The following is a 14,602-nucleotide window of genomic DNA, read 5'->3' as shown; positions in this document are numbered from 1 at the left end:
AGGATCTGCATGGACCGGCTGCAGCGCGATGGCGAACGACTGATCAGCAGGGATGAGATCAGGGCGACGGTCGCGGCTGAACTCGGTTGTGCTGCCACTGACGTAGCCGACCACGACGACCTCATCCAGATGGGTCTGAACTCGATCCGCATGATGGCGCTGGCAGGAGGTTGGCGCAAATGCGGGGCCACGGTCACGTTCGCCGAACTCGCTGCGAGTCCGACGGTTCACTCCTGGCATGGCTTGCTGGACGCCGGCAAGGTGGATGCGACGGCGAACGCGTCAGACCCGACCGGAGCGGAGCAGCCGGATCGCGAGCCGGTGGCCGAAGACGCCCCGTTCCCATTGGCCGCCATGCAGCACGCGTACTGGATAGGTCGCTCCGATGAACAGGAGCTGGGCGGTGTCGCAGCCCACCTGTATGTCGAATTCGATTGCGGTGCGATGGATCCCGGCCGAATGGAGCGAGCGGTGTCAAAGCTGGTCGCGGCGCATCCGATGCTGCGCACCCGTTTTCTCCCCAACGGGACGCAACAAACAATGCCGCAGCCAGGTAGATCGGTGTTCGCCGTCGTCGATCTGCGCGGGCAGAACTCCGGCAGCGTCGAATCCGAGCTGGCGGAGCTGCGCGACCGTAAAACACACCAGCGCCTGGCGATCGAAGACGGACAGGTCATCGACATCACGCTGACGCTGTGCGACGAAGGTCGCAGCCGGTTGCACCTCGACATTGACATGTTGGCCGGCGATGCCATGAGCTACCGGGTGCTGGTCTCGGATCTGGCGGAGCTGTATCGCGGCGCGACGGTGCCCACGCCCGGTTACAGCTACCGGCGTTACCGAACCGAGCGCGCCGAAGACAACGCAGCACGCGAGCGGGACCGGGACTGGTGGCAGCAGCGACTGCCCGAGATGCCCGGCGCACCAGAGCTTCCGACGGTTCCGGTGGGCGATCGCACAGCGCCACATCGCACGGTCCGCTACCACCACTGGCTTACGCCGGAAGCAAAGCTGAGTCTGGTTGCCGGGGCACACCAGCGCGGGGTCACGCCCGCCACGGCCCTGGCGGCGCTGTTCGCCGACACCATCGGCGGCTGGTCGGCCCAGAGCAGGTTCCTGATCAATGTTCCGTTGTTTCACCGCGAGTCGGCGCACCCCGACATCGAACGGGTGATCGGAGACTTCACCTCGTCGATAATGCTCGAGGTCGACGTCACCGAAAACGTCTCGGTCATCGACCGGGCCCGTGCGATCCAGCACACCATGTATGAAAGCGGCTCCCACGCAGCATATTCCGGACTCGAGGTGCTTCGCGATCTGGGAAGGTACCGCAATGAGCCGGTGCTGGCGCCGGTGGTCTTCACCAGTGCGCTGGATCTCGGCGAGCTGTTCGCCGAAAACGTGATCGACACCTTTGGTGAGCCGGGGTGGATCATCTCGCAAGGGCCGCAGGTGTTGCTGGATGCCCAGGTCACGGAGCTTCGCGGTGGCCTGCTCGTCAACTGGGACGTCCGCGAGTCGGCATTCCCGCCGGGCGTGATCGATGCCATGTTCGCCAGATACACCGAGGCGGTGGATCGGCTCGCCCAGGGCGATGCGGGCTGGGACGCCGAGGCGGTGGTGCGGTTGCCGAGTAGCCAGGCGACGGTACGCGCGGCGATCAACGCCACCGACGGCCCGGTCAGCGGACGCTGCCTACACCAGGGGTTTTTCGAGTATGCCGCGGCCTACCCGGACGCGCCGGCGGTGATATCGGACACCGGCGATGCCGAGGTCTGGAGCTACCGGGATCTCGCGCAGCGCTCGCTGGCAGTCGCAGGAACGTTGCGCGCCAACGGTGTACGCCCCGGTGATGCGGTTGCCGTTCAGCTACCCAAGGGTCGGGATCAAGTCCTTGCGGTACTCGGGGTACTTGCCGCCGGCGCGACGTATGTGCCGATCGGCTTCGATCAGCCCGATGGGCGGCGCGCAAAGATTCTTCAGACCGCCGACATCGTTGCGGCGCTGACGCTCGACGGCGCAGCCGGGCGCAGCGGGTCGCCACCATCAGACATGGGACCGGATATTTCGTGCGTGTCCATCGAGCTGGCCCGCGAATATCCCGAGCCGCTGCAGCAGCCGGTCTTCCCCGACACCGATGAGATCGCCTACGTGATCTTTACGTCCGGCTCGACCGGACTGCCCAAGGGAGTAGACGTGCCGCACAGCGCGGCGATGAACACGATCGATGCGGTGAACCAGTGGTTCGAGGTCGGCAGCACCGATCGAGTGCTCGCCCTGTCCGCCCTCGAGTTCGACGCCTCGGTGTACGACATCTTCGGCATGTTCTCCGCCGGTGGCTCTGTGGTGACTGTGGATGCCGAGCAGAAGGCCAATCCCACCACCTGGGTGGAATTACTGCGCCGCCATCGGGTTTCGATCCTCAACTGCGTGCCGAGCATGCTGGACATGATCTTGGAGCTCGGCGGCGATCGGCTGGGCGATTCGTTGCGGGCCGTCACTCTGGGTGGCGACTGGGTAGGAGCCGACTTGGCCCGCAGGCTGGCCAGGCAGGTGCCGGGCTGCCGCTTCTCCGGTCTGGGCGGTGCGACGGAGACGGCCATCCACAACACGATCTGCGAAGTGGTCGGCGAACCGCCGGCGCACTGGGCGACAGTGCCGTTCGGCATTCCGTTACGCAACGTTCGGTGCCGCGTGGTTTCTCCGTCGGGCCGCGACTGCCTCGACTGGGTGCCGGGTGAATTCTGGGTCGGTGGCGCGAATGTCGCTGCGGGCTATCGCAATGACCCGGAACGGACCGCGCAGCGCTTCGTCGAGCATGATGGTATTCGCTGGTACAAAACGGGTGATATGGCCAGATATTGGCCTGACGGCACCATCGAATTCCTCGGCCGCACAGACGATCAGGTCCAGATTCGTGGCTACCGCGTCGAACTGGGCGAAGTGGAGAGTGCGCTTCGCACGGTGCCCGGGGTGCGCCATGCCGTCTCGGCCGTCGTCGGCGAAAGTGCACCAAAGCTGGTGGCCGCCATCGCCGGCGATCCACAAGAGGTCGGCGATGTCACGGCGGCGGTCGCAGATCTGTTGCCCAGCTACATGGTTCCCACGCGAACCGTCTTCTTCCAGCAGATTCCGTTGACCTCGAACGGCAAACTGGACCGCCGCGCCGTGGCGGCGCTGCTGGAACCGGACGCCGAAGGCATGCAGGAGCTTGACGGTGCCCCACGCAACGACGTGGAGGCAGCGCTGGCGGAAATCGTCGCCGAGGTGCTGGGCCGAACCGGCCAGGCTTCGCTTGGCGTGCACGAGGATTTCTTCGCAATGGGCGGCGATTCGGTGTTGGCTACCACTGTCGTCGCGCGGGTACGCGACTGGCTGCAAATCGACCATGCGCTGGTCGCGGACTTGTTTGCGACCCGGACCGTGGCCGGATTTGCCGAGCGTCTCCAAGACCGGGAAACCCAGCGCGGCACACCAGAACGACTCGCCGTCATTGCACGCCACTACCTTGACGTTGCCGCGCTGACCGACGAAGAGGTTCTCGCCGAAGGATAATCAGCCGGCGGCGGGGGAGCCGATGATCATGCTGCCGACGCTGCACTCTTGCCGCTCGTCGACTCCGGTGGCCGCGACAAACGCCGCGGTGTCGCCGAATCCCTGAGCGCAGGCACCAAGTCCCATCGCGGTGGCGGCCAAGTAGATGGTCTGCATCAGCACACCGACATCCTTGAGAATGGCGGCGTAGCCGATCTGTTCGTACGTCCACATGATGCGGCCACACCGCGCGGCCATGACGACGAGCACCTGCGGTTCCGCACCGCCGGTGAGCGTCGCCGCAGCCGGCTTGATCAGCTGCGATACAGCGCGTGAATCCGCTGCCGCTACCGGCCGCAGCACGTGATCGAACGAGTCGTAGTGGTACATGCCGGGTTCGAGGCCGGCGACGTTGCGCACCACTGGATAGAGCTCGAGCTCATAGATGCCGCCGCCGGAGGGGTATGGGCGGGACAGGAGTTCCTCGTCCGCCCCGACCGGCTGTGTTCTGCGGGTCCGCGAGGTGCGGTACAGCAACTCGGCGAGCTGTTCGATGGTGATCGGGTTCGTGTCGTCGAATGTCCTTGTGGAGACCCGATCTTCGAGAACGGTGGTCAGCGTCGGATCTTGCGTGCGTTTGGCCGTCAGATCCGGGGCGGGCAGGGTGATGGGCTCACCGGGATAGTCCGGCCGGCGCGCGGGTGGCTGCGGAAATCGGCCTTTGGCCCACTTGGTCGGACCGAAATGCTCCCAGGTGACGGTGCGTTCACCGAGCGTGCTTCGCCGGTGAAACCACAGATCTGGTGCGCTCCAGCTGAGCGCGTCGAAGCCGCGGTCTTCGTCGCCGGCCATAACGAAAATGCCGCTCCATCGCAGGTCCTCGATGAACTGCGAAGCGACGGCGGCGGACAGTTCGGAGTCGTTGGTTTCGGGCCGGTCGAGCAGCACGAGCAGGCGTGGGTCATGGATGCGAACGTCGCACCACGCCAGCGGATGCTCAAGCAGAAAGCCCTCTGAATCACGGTGCAGCACAGCAAATTTCGATAACACAGCGGAGTCCGGCGCCCGGACCGGCCGTGGCGGGGGCCGCCCGAACGGCAGAATGGTGTACCGGTCCTTGTCGTCATCGCGTACGGTGACCGTCAGCCAGCCGGCCGCGGCGAGTTGATCGATGAAACCGCCGACATCGTCCGTCGCCGGCAGCGAGCTCCCCGCCAGCTCGGAAACCGTCGCCGGCCCCAGGTTCAGGGTCTTGAGCGCGCGCAGCTGACCCGGCCTCAATCGGGTCAACTTCTCGTTGCGCGGAGGATTCAGAAGTACGGCTCCGGCGGGGGTGGTGACACAGGTGACGCCGGGACGAAACGCATACCTCGTTTGATCGGGGTATCTGATGGCGGGCAACCCGCGACCCCCTCCGTCATCGATTCGCGTTCACTGTTGCCAGGCCCTCGACGCAGGTTCGCCATATACCCAGCAAATCCGGACCTCTTGCACAGCTATTCCACAGACACGCCGTGAATCCTATGCCTACGTTTTTCTACCGTAACCCGGCGGCACTATCGAAACCCTGGTGACAAAGTGCACAATCGCGACGTGGGACACATCAACCACAGACGTTCCGTGCTAACCGAAGGGGGCACTAGCCCGTGAAGACCATTAAATCGATCGCGACCAGCGCGGCGGCGGTGGGCGCTATTGGAGCCGCAGCTGTCGGCGTGACACCCATAGCGTTCGTTCCGGCTGCTTCGGCTCCGGTGCAGCTGGCGGCCTTCGGCGCGCCACTACCGCTTGACCCCGCGCAGAACCTGCCGACCCCCGATCAGCTGTCCAACCTTTGCACCCAGGTCACCGATCCCGGTGTGTCCTACACGACGAAGCAGAATCTGGTCGAAAACGGCATCAGTTCGGGTGAGGGCCACACGGCCGATCACGACCTGAGAAAGGCGTACCGGGACGGGAAGTTTCCTGAGACGTTCGCCGTGACGAACATCGCGCCGGCCGGTCCCAACACGGCCCAGGCCGACGTTGCGATCTCGGGTCCAAAGTTCGTCGGGCCGGTCAGCAAGCACCTGCTGTTCATCGATCAAGGTGGCAACTGGATCATGCAGCACGACTCGGCGATCGCACTGATACAGGCATCGACCAGCTAACCGGCTAGCGCACCCAAGTCGATCCGCGCGATGCGCTCCGGGTCGGCCAGCACGTCGATCGCCGTGATCCGGCCGTCGCGCACCACGAATCCCGTGATCGCGGTCGCCCGGCCGGCGACAACGATGACCGCACCGGCGGTGCCGTTGATCGTCGCGGCGTGCACCTCGCGGTCGGGTCCGGCGTAACTGCGGGCCAGCTTGGCCACCGCGGATGCACCGTCGGCGCGGAAGCCGTCGGCATGCGCCCCGAAGTCACCCCGCAACACCACGTCGGGGTCCAGCACCGACACCAGCCGGTCGAAGTCGCCCGCGCGCCCAGCCGCGAAAAAGGCGTCGACAACCTCGCGCTGGCTGGCGATATCGCCGTCGGGGATCGGATCCGTCTGCTCGATGCGCCGCCGGGCGCGACTGGCCAGCTTGCGGGTGGCCTCCGGCGATCGGTCGACGATGGGTGCGATCTGGTCAAACGGGACCGCGAAAACGTCGTGCAGTACGAACGCCAGCCGTTGGGTCGGCGACAAGGTGTCCAACACCACGAATAGCGCCATGCCCACCGCGTCCGCCAGCATCGCGCGGTGTTCGGGGTCGAATTCGCCTTCGGCTTCGACAATCGGATCCGGCAGATGTGCGACCAGCTGCTCGCGGGTGCGGGTGCGGCGCTGCCGCAACGTGTTCAGGCAGACCCGCGCGACCACGGTGGTCAGCCACGCGTCCAGGTTCTCAATCTCGTCGACCGCCTCGTCCTCGGAGGCGCGAGAGCTCAGCCGCAGCCACGCTTCCTGCAGGGCGTCCTCGGCGTCGTCGATCGAGCCCAGCATCCGGTAGGCGATGGCGCCCAGCTGCGGTCGAGCGGCCTGGAAACGGGCCGTCAGCGCCGCTGCGGCGGTCTGTCCAGCGGTCTCGCGGGCGGTCATCCGCGGCCCGCGTCGGGCAGGGCGCACACTCTGCCGCCGGAAAAGCCGGACGATCCGATGCCGAGCGCCACGTTGAAGCGGCCACGAAGATTGCCCAGCGTGATCACGTGGGTGAGTGCCACCAGGGCAGCGGTATCGAAGTGGCTGCGCAGCGCCTCGAAAAGCTGGTCGCTCACCTCGACCGGCGTGCGGCTGACCGCCGTCGCGTACTCCAGGATCAGCTTGTCGACCTCGGAGAAACACGAAGCGTTGCGGTATTCGGCCATCGCGATGAGCTCGTCGTCGGTGATACCCCAAGAGCGGGCGATCTGCGAACCGAGGTCGATGCAGTATTCGCAGCGCACCGTCGTCGCCGATTTCAGCTCGGCCAGTGCGCGGTGGCGGGGACTGAGCACATCCAGCTTCGACTCGGCCTGTTCCAGCCGGCCGTAGGCGTTGAGCAGCCTGGGAATGTGTGCGTACATGCGCAGCGGTTCGAGCATCTCGTCGTTATTCAGGTCATTCAGGTCCTTGAGTCCGGCCATCTTCGCCAGCTTCCGCTTGGTGAAGAAGAAGGCGATCTTGGCGCTCAGGCCGGCGTCGCGGTCCGAGACTCCGTTGAGACGGGGCATGACGTCCTCCGCAAGGTCGAGTTCAGTGCTTCTCACTAAGTCGACACCCGGCGGCGCTCAAACGTGACCGGCCCTCGATTCAGGTCTGCTCGCCGAGCGGAAGGTCCATGTCGAACACGCGGGCATGCAGCACGGTGCGATTGCGCAGCGCCGCGCGTACGGCCCGGTGCAATCCGTCCTCGAGATAGGTGATGCCCCGCCACCGCACCGCGTGCGGAAACAGGTCGCCGTAGAAGGTGGAGTCCTCGGAGAGCAGACGGTCCAGGGCAAGGACCGTCGTCGTGGTCACCAACTCGTCGAGCCGGATCTGCTGTGGCGGTATCTGCGCCCAGTCTCGGTAGGACAACCCATGCTCGGGGTACGGCTTGCCCTCCCGCACGCCCTTGAAGATCATTCGTGGATCGTTTCCGACGCGTTGCCGCGACCCGGCGAAACCATGGTGGACAGGCTAGCCGGTCACCCGCGGTCCCGGCGAGCAGACACAAAAGTCCCCAACACGCCGACGAAAAGGGAGCTTTTGCGTCTGCTCGCCCTCCCACTGGTGAGGTCGAAGCCTTTCGGGACCGTAAAATGGATCCGATCTAAGCCGTGCCGAGGAGGGGAGGAGCCGATGGGAAGCGCCGACGAGCGTCGCTTTGAAGTGCTGCGCGCCATCGTCGCCGACTTCGTCGCCACCAAGGAACCGATCGGGTCTAAATCGCTGGTGGAACGGCACAACCTGGGCGTGTCCAGCGCCACCATCCGCAACGACATGGCCGTGCTGGAGGCCGAGGGGTATATCGCCCAGCCGCACACCAGCTCGGGACGGGTCCCCACCGAGAAGGGCTACCGCGAATTCGTCGACCGGCTGGAAGACGTCAAGCCGCTGTCGTCGGCCGAACGGCGCGCGATCCAGGGCTTCCTGGAATCCGGCGTCGACCTCGACGACGTGCTGCGCCGTGCGGTACGGCTGCTGGCCCAGTTGACCCGCCAGGTGGCTGTCGTTCAGTACCCGACGTTGTCGACGTCGACCGTTCGTCACCTGGAAGTGATCGCGCTGACGCCTGCCCGGCTGCTGATGGTGGTCATCACCGATTCGGGGCGGGTGGACCAGCGCATCGTCGAGCTCGGCGATGTCATCGACGATCACCAGCTATCGCAGCTGCGTGAAATGCTCGGCCAGGCCCTGGACGGCAAGAAGCTCGCGGCCGCATCCGTCGCCGTTGCCGACCTCGCGGGGCAGCTGCACGGGGCCGGCGCGCTGGGCGACGCCGTCGGCCGCGCGGCGACGGTTTTGCTGGAGTCGCTGGTGGAGCACACCGAAGAACGCTTGCTGATGGGCGGCGCCGCCAATTTGACCCGCAACGCCGCCGACTTCGGTGGCTCCTTGCGGTCCATCCTGGAAGCGCTCGAGGAACAGGTCGTGGTGCTGCGGCTGCTGGCGGCCCAGCAGGAGGCCGGCAAGGTCACGGTCCGCATCGGTCATGAGACGGCGGCTGAGCAGATGGCGGGCACGTCGATGGTGACCACCGCCTACGGTAGCTCGGACATCGTGTACGGCGGCATGGGCGTGCTGGGGCCCACTCGGATGGACTATCCGGGAACTATTGCCAGCGTGGCTGCGGTTGCTCTCTATATTGGCGAAGTTCTGGGTGCCCGATGACTGCGCACCCTTTGGCACCATCTACAGATTTGTGGACGGCCGCGTAAAGCGCGGCACAGGACCCCCGGCATAGGAGAAACAGGCGTGGCACGCGACTACTACGGGCTGCTCGGCGTGAGCAGAAACGCCAGCGACGCCGAGATCAAGCGCGCCTATCGCAAGCTGGCGCGCGAACTGCATCCCGATATCAACCCCGACGAGGCCGCGCAGGCGAAATTCAAGGAAATCAGCGCCGCCTACGAGGTGCTGAGCGACCCGGAGAAACGCCGGGTTGTCGATCTGGGCGGTGACCCGTTGGCAAGCGCCGGCGCGTCGGCCGGAGGGTTCGGCGGCTTCGGCGGCCTCGGCGATGTCTTCGAGGCGTTCTTCGGTGGCGGCTTCGGCGGGAGTTCGGCATCACGGGGTCCCATCGGCCGCGTCCGGCCGGGTTCGGACTCGCTGCTGCGGATGCGGCTCGATCTCGAGGAGTGCGCGACCGGTGTCACCAAGCAGGTCACCGTGGACACCGCGGTGTTGTGCGACCGGTGTCAGGGCAAGGGCACCAACGGCGACTCCGCGCCAATACCCTGCGACACCTGCGGTGGGCGCGGTGAGGTGCAGACCGTGCAACGGTCGCTGCTGGGTCAGGTGATGACGTCACGGCCATGCCCCACCTGTCGCGGTGTCGGAGTGGTGATTCCCGATCCGTGCCACCAGTGCGTCGGTGACGGCCGGGTGCGGGCCCGCCGGGAGATCAGCGTCAAGATCCCCGCCGGTGTCGGTGACGGGATGCGGGTCCGGCTCGCCGCACAGGGGGAGGTCGGACCCGGCGGCGGACCGGCGGGCGACCTGTACGTCGAGGTCCACGAGCAAGCCCATGACATCTTTGTGCGCGACGGCGACGACCTGCACTGCACGGTGTCGGTACCGATGGTCGACGCTGCGCTGGGCGTCACGATCACCGTGGACGCCATCCTGGACGGACCGAGTGAGATCACCATTCCGCCTGGTACGCAACCGGGTTCGGTTATCACGCAGCGTGGTCACGGCATGCCATTGCTGCGTTCCAGCACACGGGGCGATTTGCACGTGCACGTCGAGGTGGTGGTTCCCACCCGGCTGGACCACCATGACGCCGAATTGCTGCGCCAGCTGAAGGGTCGCCGCAGCCGCGATGTGGCCGAGGTCCGTTCTACACACAACGGCAGCGGCGGACTGTTCAGCCGGCTGCGCGAGACCTTCACCGGCCGCTAGTTCTGGCTTTCGGAGGCGCGCTCATGGTGGCGACGCTGTTCTACGTCGATGCACTGCCCGAAACCGGCGCCCTGGCGGTCGTAGCCGGCGACGAAGGGTTCCACGCAGCCGCCGTGCGCCGAATCCGTCCGGGTGAGCAGCTGGTGCTCGGCGACGGCGCGGGCGGCCTGGCGCGCTGCGAAGTGGAGCGGGCCGGACGCGATGGGTTGGCCGCCCGGGTGCTGGAGCGCTGGAGTGTGGCGCCCGGGCATCCGCCGGTGACGGTGGTGCAGGCGCTGCCCAAGTCCGAGCGTTCGGAGTTGGCGATCGAATTGGCCACCGAGGCCGGCGCCGACGCGTTCGTGGCCTGGCACGCGGCCCGCTGTGTGGCTAACTGGGACGGTGCCCGGGTCGTCAAGGGTCTGCGCCGGTGGCGCGCCGTCGCCCGCGCGGCGGCCCGGCAATCCCGCCGGGCTCACATACCGCCCGTCGACGGCGTGCTATCCACCGCGGCGCTGATCGAGCGAATCCATAACGAGGTGGCCGCCGGTGCCGCCGTGCTCGCCCTGCACGAATCGGCGACCGATCGGCTCACCGATGCCTTTGCGAATGTATCTGTGGCGCAAGCAAGTTCACTGATGCTTGTGGTCGGCCCGGAGGGTGGCATCGCACCGGACGAGATCGCCGCGCTGAAAGGCGCGGGCGCCGTCGCGGTCCGGCTTGGTCCGACCGTGCTGCGCACGTCGTCCGCGGCCGCGGTGGCGTTGGGCGCGCTGGGTGTGCTTACGCGGCGATGGGATTAGGCAGGCGCCGAGTGTGAATCTGACGACGCGACACGCTGGTGACGCGTCGTCAGGTTCACAATCGACGGCAAGAAGGGAGCGTGCCTGATGAGCCGGAGCGTCCATGACCTGAGTGCGATCTTCGACGAGCATGTCGCCCACGAGTTCGTCGGCAGAGATGTCGCCGCCACCATGGCGACGATGACCACCGACCCGTTCGTCAATCACGTACCCACCATGATGGGCGGGGTCGGCGCCGCCGAAGTGGCCGACTTTTACGCCAACTACTTCGTCGGGCACTGGCCCGCTGACACTGCGATCATCCCCGTCTGTCGCACCATCGGCACCGACCGCGTCGTCGACGAGATGATCATGTCCTTCACGCACGACGTCCCGATGCCGACCTTCCTTCCCGGCGTGGCACCCTCCGGTCGCGCGGTCATGCTGCCGGTGGTCGTGGTGATGGGTTTTGACGGAGACAAGGTCGCCTACGAACGCATCTACTGGGACCAGGCCTCGCTGCTGGCGCAGGTGGGATTGCTGGATGAGACGCGGTTGCCCGTCACCGGTGTTGCCCAGGCCCACAAGGTGCTGGACAAGGACCTGCCGGCCAATACGCTGCTAGGGCGCTGAGATGCTCGCGAGCGTCGAATCGGTGGGACGCCGTCCCCGACCGGCGGTAGACTGACGGCTCAAGAGTCCCCGCAAGAAACTCCGGAAAGCAGGCATCGGAAACCACGTGACGCCCCGCGAGACCAGTGCTGACGCAGCTGGAGCCCGGCAGGCCGACGCTCAAGTTCGCAGCAGCATCGATGTTCCACCCGATCTCGTCGTGGGCTTGCTGGGTTCGTCAGACGAGAATCTGCGCGCCCTCGAACGCACGCTGAGCGCCGATCTGCATGTGCGGGGCAACACCGTCACCCTCTCTGGAGAACCGGCCGATGTCGCACTTGCCGAGCGGGCGATCACCGAGCTGGTCGCCATCGTGGCCGCCGGTCAGCCGCTGACACCGGAGGTAGTCCGGCACAGTGTCGCCATGCTGGTCGGAACCGGCAACGAGTCGCCGGCCGAAGTCCTGACACTGGACATCCTGTCGCGCCGCGGTAAGACGATCCGGCCCAAGACGCTCAACCAGAAGCGTTATGTCGACGCGATCGATGCCAACACCATCGTGTTCGGAGTGGGCCCGGCGGGCACCGGAAAGACGTATCTGGCTATGGCCAAGGCGGTCAACGCGCTGCAAACCAAGCAAGTGACCCGCATCATCCTGACTCGGCCGGCGGTGGAAGCCGGTGAGCGCCTTGGCTTTCTGCCGGGCACACTGAGCGAGAAGATCGACCCGTATCTGCGGCCGCTCTACGACGCCCTGTACGACATGATGGACCCCGAGTTGATCCCAAAGCTGATGTCCGCCGGTGTCATTGAGGTGGCGCCGCTGGGGTACATGCGCGGAAGGGCGCAACCATTATCGACAAAAGTTCTGACTCCCAACGGGTTTCGACCGATCGGCGAGCTTCAGGTCGGTGATTTTGTGATCGGCGCCGACGGATGTCCGACGCAAGTCTTGGGTGTTTATCCGCAGGGCTTCCAGCAGATCTATCGGGTATCAGCGCAGGACGGTTCATCGACACTTGCGTCTGGTGATCACCTCTGGTCCGTCTATACGCGTGCTGATCGGAGGCATAACAGGCCGCCTCGGGTGTTGCAGACGAAGGAGATGATCGGGAACCTCCGCGCCGCCCACTATCACCGTTACGAACTGCCAATACTTAGTGCGCCAGTACGTTTCGAATCGCGCCCAGTGCCGCTCGACCCGTATGCCCTTGGGTTGCTGTTGGGGGACGGTTGTTTGACGTGCACGACGACGCCGAGTTTCGCGACGAACGATCCCGAGCTGGCTGGAGCCCTGGGACGTCTCATTCCAGGGATCGAATTGCGGCAGAAGTCCGCGGTGGACTACATACTTAACCGGGTCACTAGGCCGGGGGAAGTCATCACGATTGCGAACCCGGTCACGAGTACCCTTCGTAAGCTAGGGCTTGCGGGTACGCGGTCGTCCACCAAGTTCATCCCTGAGGACTACCTTTTCAATTCGCCGGATGTGCGGTTGGCCCTTTTGCAGGGTCTGCTCGACTCCGACGGCGGACCGGTCGCTCAACAGGGGCGGACATGCCGGATTCAGTTCGTAACGGTCTCTGACCGGCTGCGTGACGACATGACGTTCTTGGTTCAGTCGTTGGGTGGCGTCGCTTATCAGAGCACCAGGGTGGCTGCCGATCGCAAGCCGGGACTGGCGCGTGGTCGAGCGGTGCACCACCGATCGGACGCGCATATGCTCGACATCCGTCTGCCCGACGGAGTCGTCCCGTTCCGGCTGGCTCGTAAGGCCGCGAAGTACGACGCGACGCGCAGAGGGCGGGTGATGCGCTTTATCGATCGAATCGAGCCCGTGGGCACCGAGGAGGCTGTGTGTATCCAGGTCGCGGCCGCGGACTCGCTGTACGTCACCGAGGATTTCTTGGTCACGCACAACACTCTTAATGATGCGTTCATCGTCCTCGACGAGGCGCAGAACACCACCGCCGAGCAGATGAAGATGTTCCTCACCCGGCTGGGTTTCGGATCCAAGGTCGTCGTCACCGGCGATGTGACCCAGGTTGACCTGCCAGGTGGAGCAAGATCCGGCCTGCGGGCGGCGATCGACATTCTCGAGGACATCGACGACATCCACATCGCCGAGCTGACCAGCGTGGATGTGGTCCGTCACCGATTGGTTTCGGAGATCGTCGACGCGTACGCGAAGTACGAGGAACCCGGTTCGGGCATGAATCGGGCGGCCCGGCGGGCGTCAGGCGGCCGTAGTCGCCGATGATGAGTGCCGTGAGCAGCTTATGAGCATCGAAGTATCCAACGAGTCGGGCCTCGACGTCTCCGAGGCGGAACTCGTCAGCGTCGCGCGGTTCGTCATCGCCAAGATGGACGTCAACCCGGCCGCCGAATTATCGATGGTGCTACTGGATACCGCAGCGATGGCCGACCTGCACATGCGCTGGATGGACCTGCCCGGGCCGACTGACGTGATGAGCTTCCCGATGGATGAGCTCGAACCAGGTGGCCGCCCCGACGCCCCCGAGCCGGGGCCGGCCATGCTTGGCGATATCGTGCTATGCCCGGAATTCGCCGCCGAGCAGGCGCTCGCGGCGGGTCATAGTCTCGGACATGAGTTGGCGCTGCTGACAATTCACGGTGTGCTCCATCTCCTCGGCTATGATCACGGCGAGCAGGACGAGGAAAAGGAGATGTTCGCCCTGCAGGACCGGCTACTCGAAGAGTGGGTCGCCGACCAGGTCGAGGCTTACCGCCATGACCGTCAAGAAGAGCGGGATCGCCGGTTGCTAGACAAGTCAAGGTATTTCGACAGCTGAGAAAGCGGCGACAGCTGAGGCGCGATTAGGTGCATCCGCTCACGTGGACGCGTCGTCCGGCTCCAACGCAGACACTCACCGGTGGCGGTGGCGGCGGAAAGTCCTGCGGCAGAGGCGCATAGGCGGCCGGCGGCGGAACATAGGCGTTGACCGTATCGGCAACGTTGGTGCATCCGCTGACTGAAACACGCCTACCGACGCTCGCGCAGACGTCGGCGTTGGCCACACCGGAGGGCTGCACCGCGGCATAGATCTCAGGAATCGAGGTAAGTGCCAATACCGCTACCCCCGCGGCAGTCCATGACCGCACCCACAGGTTCATCGCGACTTCC

At 65.5% G+C, this 14,602-nt stretch carries 12 protein-coding genes and 2 pseudogenes; 9 read left to right on the top strand and 5 right to left on the bottom strand.

Features of this window, described 5'->3' with window-relative positions; all coding sequences use genetic code 11:
• Positions 1-9: 9 nt before the first annotated feature.
• Positions 10-3,555, top strand: a complete 3,546-nt coding sequence (locus tag AC5Y21_RS14145; RefSeq protein WP_499913075.1) for a non-ribosomal peptide synthetase — start codon at positions 10-12, stop codon at positions 3,553-3,555.
• Here AC5Y21_RS14145 and AC5Y21_RS14140 read toward each other — a convergent pair whose 3' ends face one another.
• A complete protein-coding gene (locus AC5Y21_RS14140) occupies positions 3,556-4,935 on the bottom strand; it encodes a SagB family peptide dehydrogenase (RefSeq protein ID WP_499913074.1) in 1,380 nt (459 codons plus the stop codon).
• A gap of 245 nt (positions 4,936-5,180) precedes the next feature.
• On the opposite strand from AC5Y21_RS14140, the gene AC5Y21_RS14135 reads away from it, so the two are divergent.
• On the top strand, positions 5,181-5,684 hold the full coding sequence (locus tag AC5Y21_RS14135) for an MTB12 family secreted protein (RefSeq protein ID WP_499913073.1): 504 nt from the start codon (positions 5,181-5,183) through the stop codon (positions 5,682-5,684).
• Here the strand turns inward: AC5Y21_RS14135 and AC5Y21_RS14130 are convergent.
• From AC5Y21_RS14130 to AC5Y21_RS14120, 3 genes are all read right to left on the bottom strand, one after another.
• Positions 5,681-6,598, bottom strand: coding sequence for a sigma-70 family RNA polymerase sigma factor (locus tag AC5Y21_RS14130; RefSeq protein ID WP_499913072.1), 918 nt, complete (start codon positions 6,596-6,598; stop codon positions 5,681-5,683). The two genes, AC5Y21_RS14135 and AC5Y21_RS14130, sit on opposite strands and share 4 nt — an antisense overlap.
• Complete coding sequence (locus AC5Y21_RS14125; protein WP_499913143.1) at positions 6,595-7,209, bottom strand: carboxymuconolactone decarboxylase family protein; 615 nt, start codon at positions 7,207-7,209, stop codon at positions 6,595-6,597. Before AC5Y21_RS14125 ends, AC5Y21_RS14130 begins: the two co-directional genes overlap by 4 nt.
• Before the next feature lie 79 nt (positions 7,210-7,288).
• Positions 7,289-7,603, bottom strand: a complete 315-nt coding sequence (locus AC5Y21_RS14120) for a type II toxin-antitoxin system VapB family antitoxin (protein WP_499913071.1) — start codon at positions 7,601-7,603, stop codon at positions 7,289-7,291.
• Between the two features lie 216 nt (positions 7,604-7,819).
• Here AC5Y21_RS14120 and hrcA point away from each other — a divergent pair, with 216 nt between their 5' ends.
• The 7 genes and pseudogenes from hrcA (at position 7,820) to ybeY (ending at position 14,270) form a co-directional block, all read left to right on the top strand.
• Complete coding sequence (gene hrcA, locus AC5Y21_RS14115) at positions 7,820-8,851, top strand: heat-inducible transcriptional repressor HrcA (protein ID WP_499913070.1); 1,032 nt, start codon at positions 7,820-7,822, stop codon at positions 8,849-8,851.
• Between the two features lie 84 nt (positions 8,852-8,935).
• The gene (gene dnaJ, locus AC5Y21_RS14110; RefSeq protein ID WP_499913069.1) at positions 8,936-10,084 is read left to right on the top strand and encodes a molecular chaperone DnaJ; all 1,149 of its coding nucleotides are present in this window, start codon (positions 8,936-8,938) and stop codon (positions 10,082-10,084) included.
• Between the two features lie 23 nt (positions 10,085-10,107).
• Positions 10,108-10,866, top strand: coding sequence for a 16S rRNA (uracil(1498)-N(3))-methyltransferase (locus AC5Y21_RS14105; protein ID WP_499913068.1), 759 nt, complete (start codon positions 10,108-10,110; stop codon positions 10,864-10,866).
• 87 nt (positions 10,867-10,953) lie between these two features.
• Positions 10,954-11,478, top strand: coding sequence for a hypothetical protein (locus AC5Y21_RS14100; protein ID WP_499913067.1), 525 nt, complete (start codon positions 10,954-10,956; stop codon positions 11,476-11,478).
• Between the two features lie 106 nt (positions 11,479-11,584).
• Positions 11,585-12,301 (top strand): annotated as a pseudogene (locus AC5Y21_RS14095) (PhoH family protein); the annotation flags it as partial.
• Positions 12,302-13,378: 1,077 nt separating this feature from the next.
• A pseudogene (locus AC5Y21_RS14090) lies at positions 13,379-13,717 on the top strand (PhoH family protein); the annotation flags it as partial.
• Positions 13,718-13,736: 19 nt separating this feature from the next.
• Complete coding sequence (gene ybeY / locus AC5Y21_RS14085; protein ID WP_499913066.1) at positions 13,737-14,270, top strand: rRNA maturation RNase YbeY; 534 nt, start codon at positions 13,737-13,739, stop codon at positions 14,268-14,270.
• 25 nt (positions 14,271-14,295) lie between these two features.
• Here the strand turns inward: ybeY and AC5Y21_RS14080 are convergent, their stop codons facing one another.
• On the bottom strand, positions 14,296-14,592 hold the full coding sequence (locus AC5Y21_RS14080; protein ID WP_499913065.1) for a hypothetical protein: 297 nt from the start codon (positions 14,590-14,592) through the stop codon (positions 14,296-14,298).
• Positions 14,593-14,602 lie beyond the last annotated feature (10 nt).

Source organism: Mycobacterium sp. NGS41 (genome assembly GCF_059812725.1).
Note: the sequence above shows the minus strand (reverse complement) of the source record. Positions and strands in the feature narration are given on the sequence as shown.

What these genes read in the sequence shown, in the direction of transcription:
- hrcA (WP_499913070.1), top strand. Translation starts at nt 7,820, where the DNA reads ATGGGAAGCGCCGACGAGCGTCGCTTTGAAGTGCTGCGCGCCATCGTC.
- AC5Y21_RS14105 (WP_499913068.1), top strand. Translation starts at nt 10,108, where the DNA reads ATGGTGGCGACGCTGTTCTACGTCGATGCACTGCCCGAAACCGGCGCC.
- AC5Y21_RS14100 (WP_499913067.1), top strand. Translation starts at nt 10,954, where the DNA reads ATGAGCCGGAGCGTCCATGACCTGAGTGCGATCTTCGACGAGCATGTC.
- ybeY (WP_499913066.1), top strand. Translation starts at nt 13,737, where the DNA reads ATGAGCATCGAAGTATCCAACGAGTCGGGCCTCGACGTCTCCGAGGCG.
- AC5Y21_RS14120 (WP_499913071.1), bottom strand. Translation starts at nt 7,603, where the DNA reads ATGATCTTCAAGGGCGTGCGGGAGGGCAAGCCGTACCCCGAGCATGGG.
- AC5Y21_RS14080 (WP_499913065.1), bottom strand. Translation starts at nt 14,592, where the DNA reads ATGAACCTGTGGGTGCGGTCATGGACTGCCGCGGGGGTAGCGGTATTG.
- AC5Y21_RS14145 (WP_499913075.1), top strand. Translation starts at nt 10, where the DNA reads ATGGACCGGCTGCAGCGCGATGGCGAACGACTGATCAGCAGGGATGAG.
- AC5Y21_RS14125 (WP_499913143.1), bottom strand. Translation starts at nt 7,209, where the DNA reads ATGCCCCGTCTCAACGGAGTCTCGGACCGCGACGCCGGCCTGAGCGCC.
- AC5Y21_RS14130 (WP_499913072.1), bottom strand. Translation starts at nt 6,598, where the DNA reads ATGACCGCCCGCGAGACCGCTGGACAGACCGCCGCAGCGGCGCTGACG.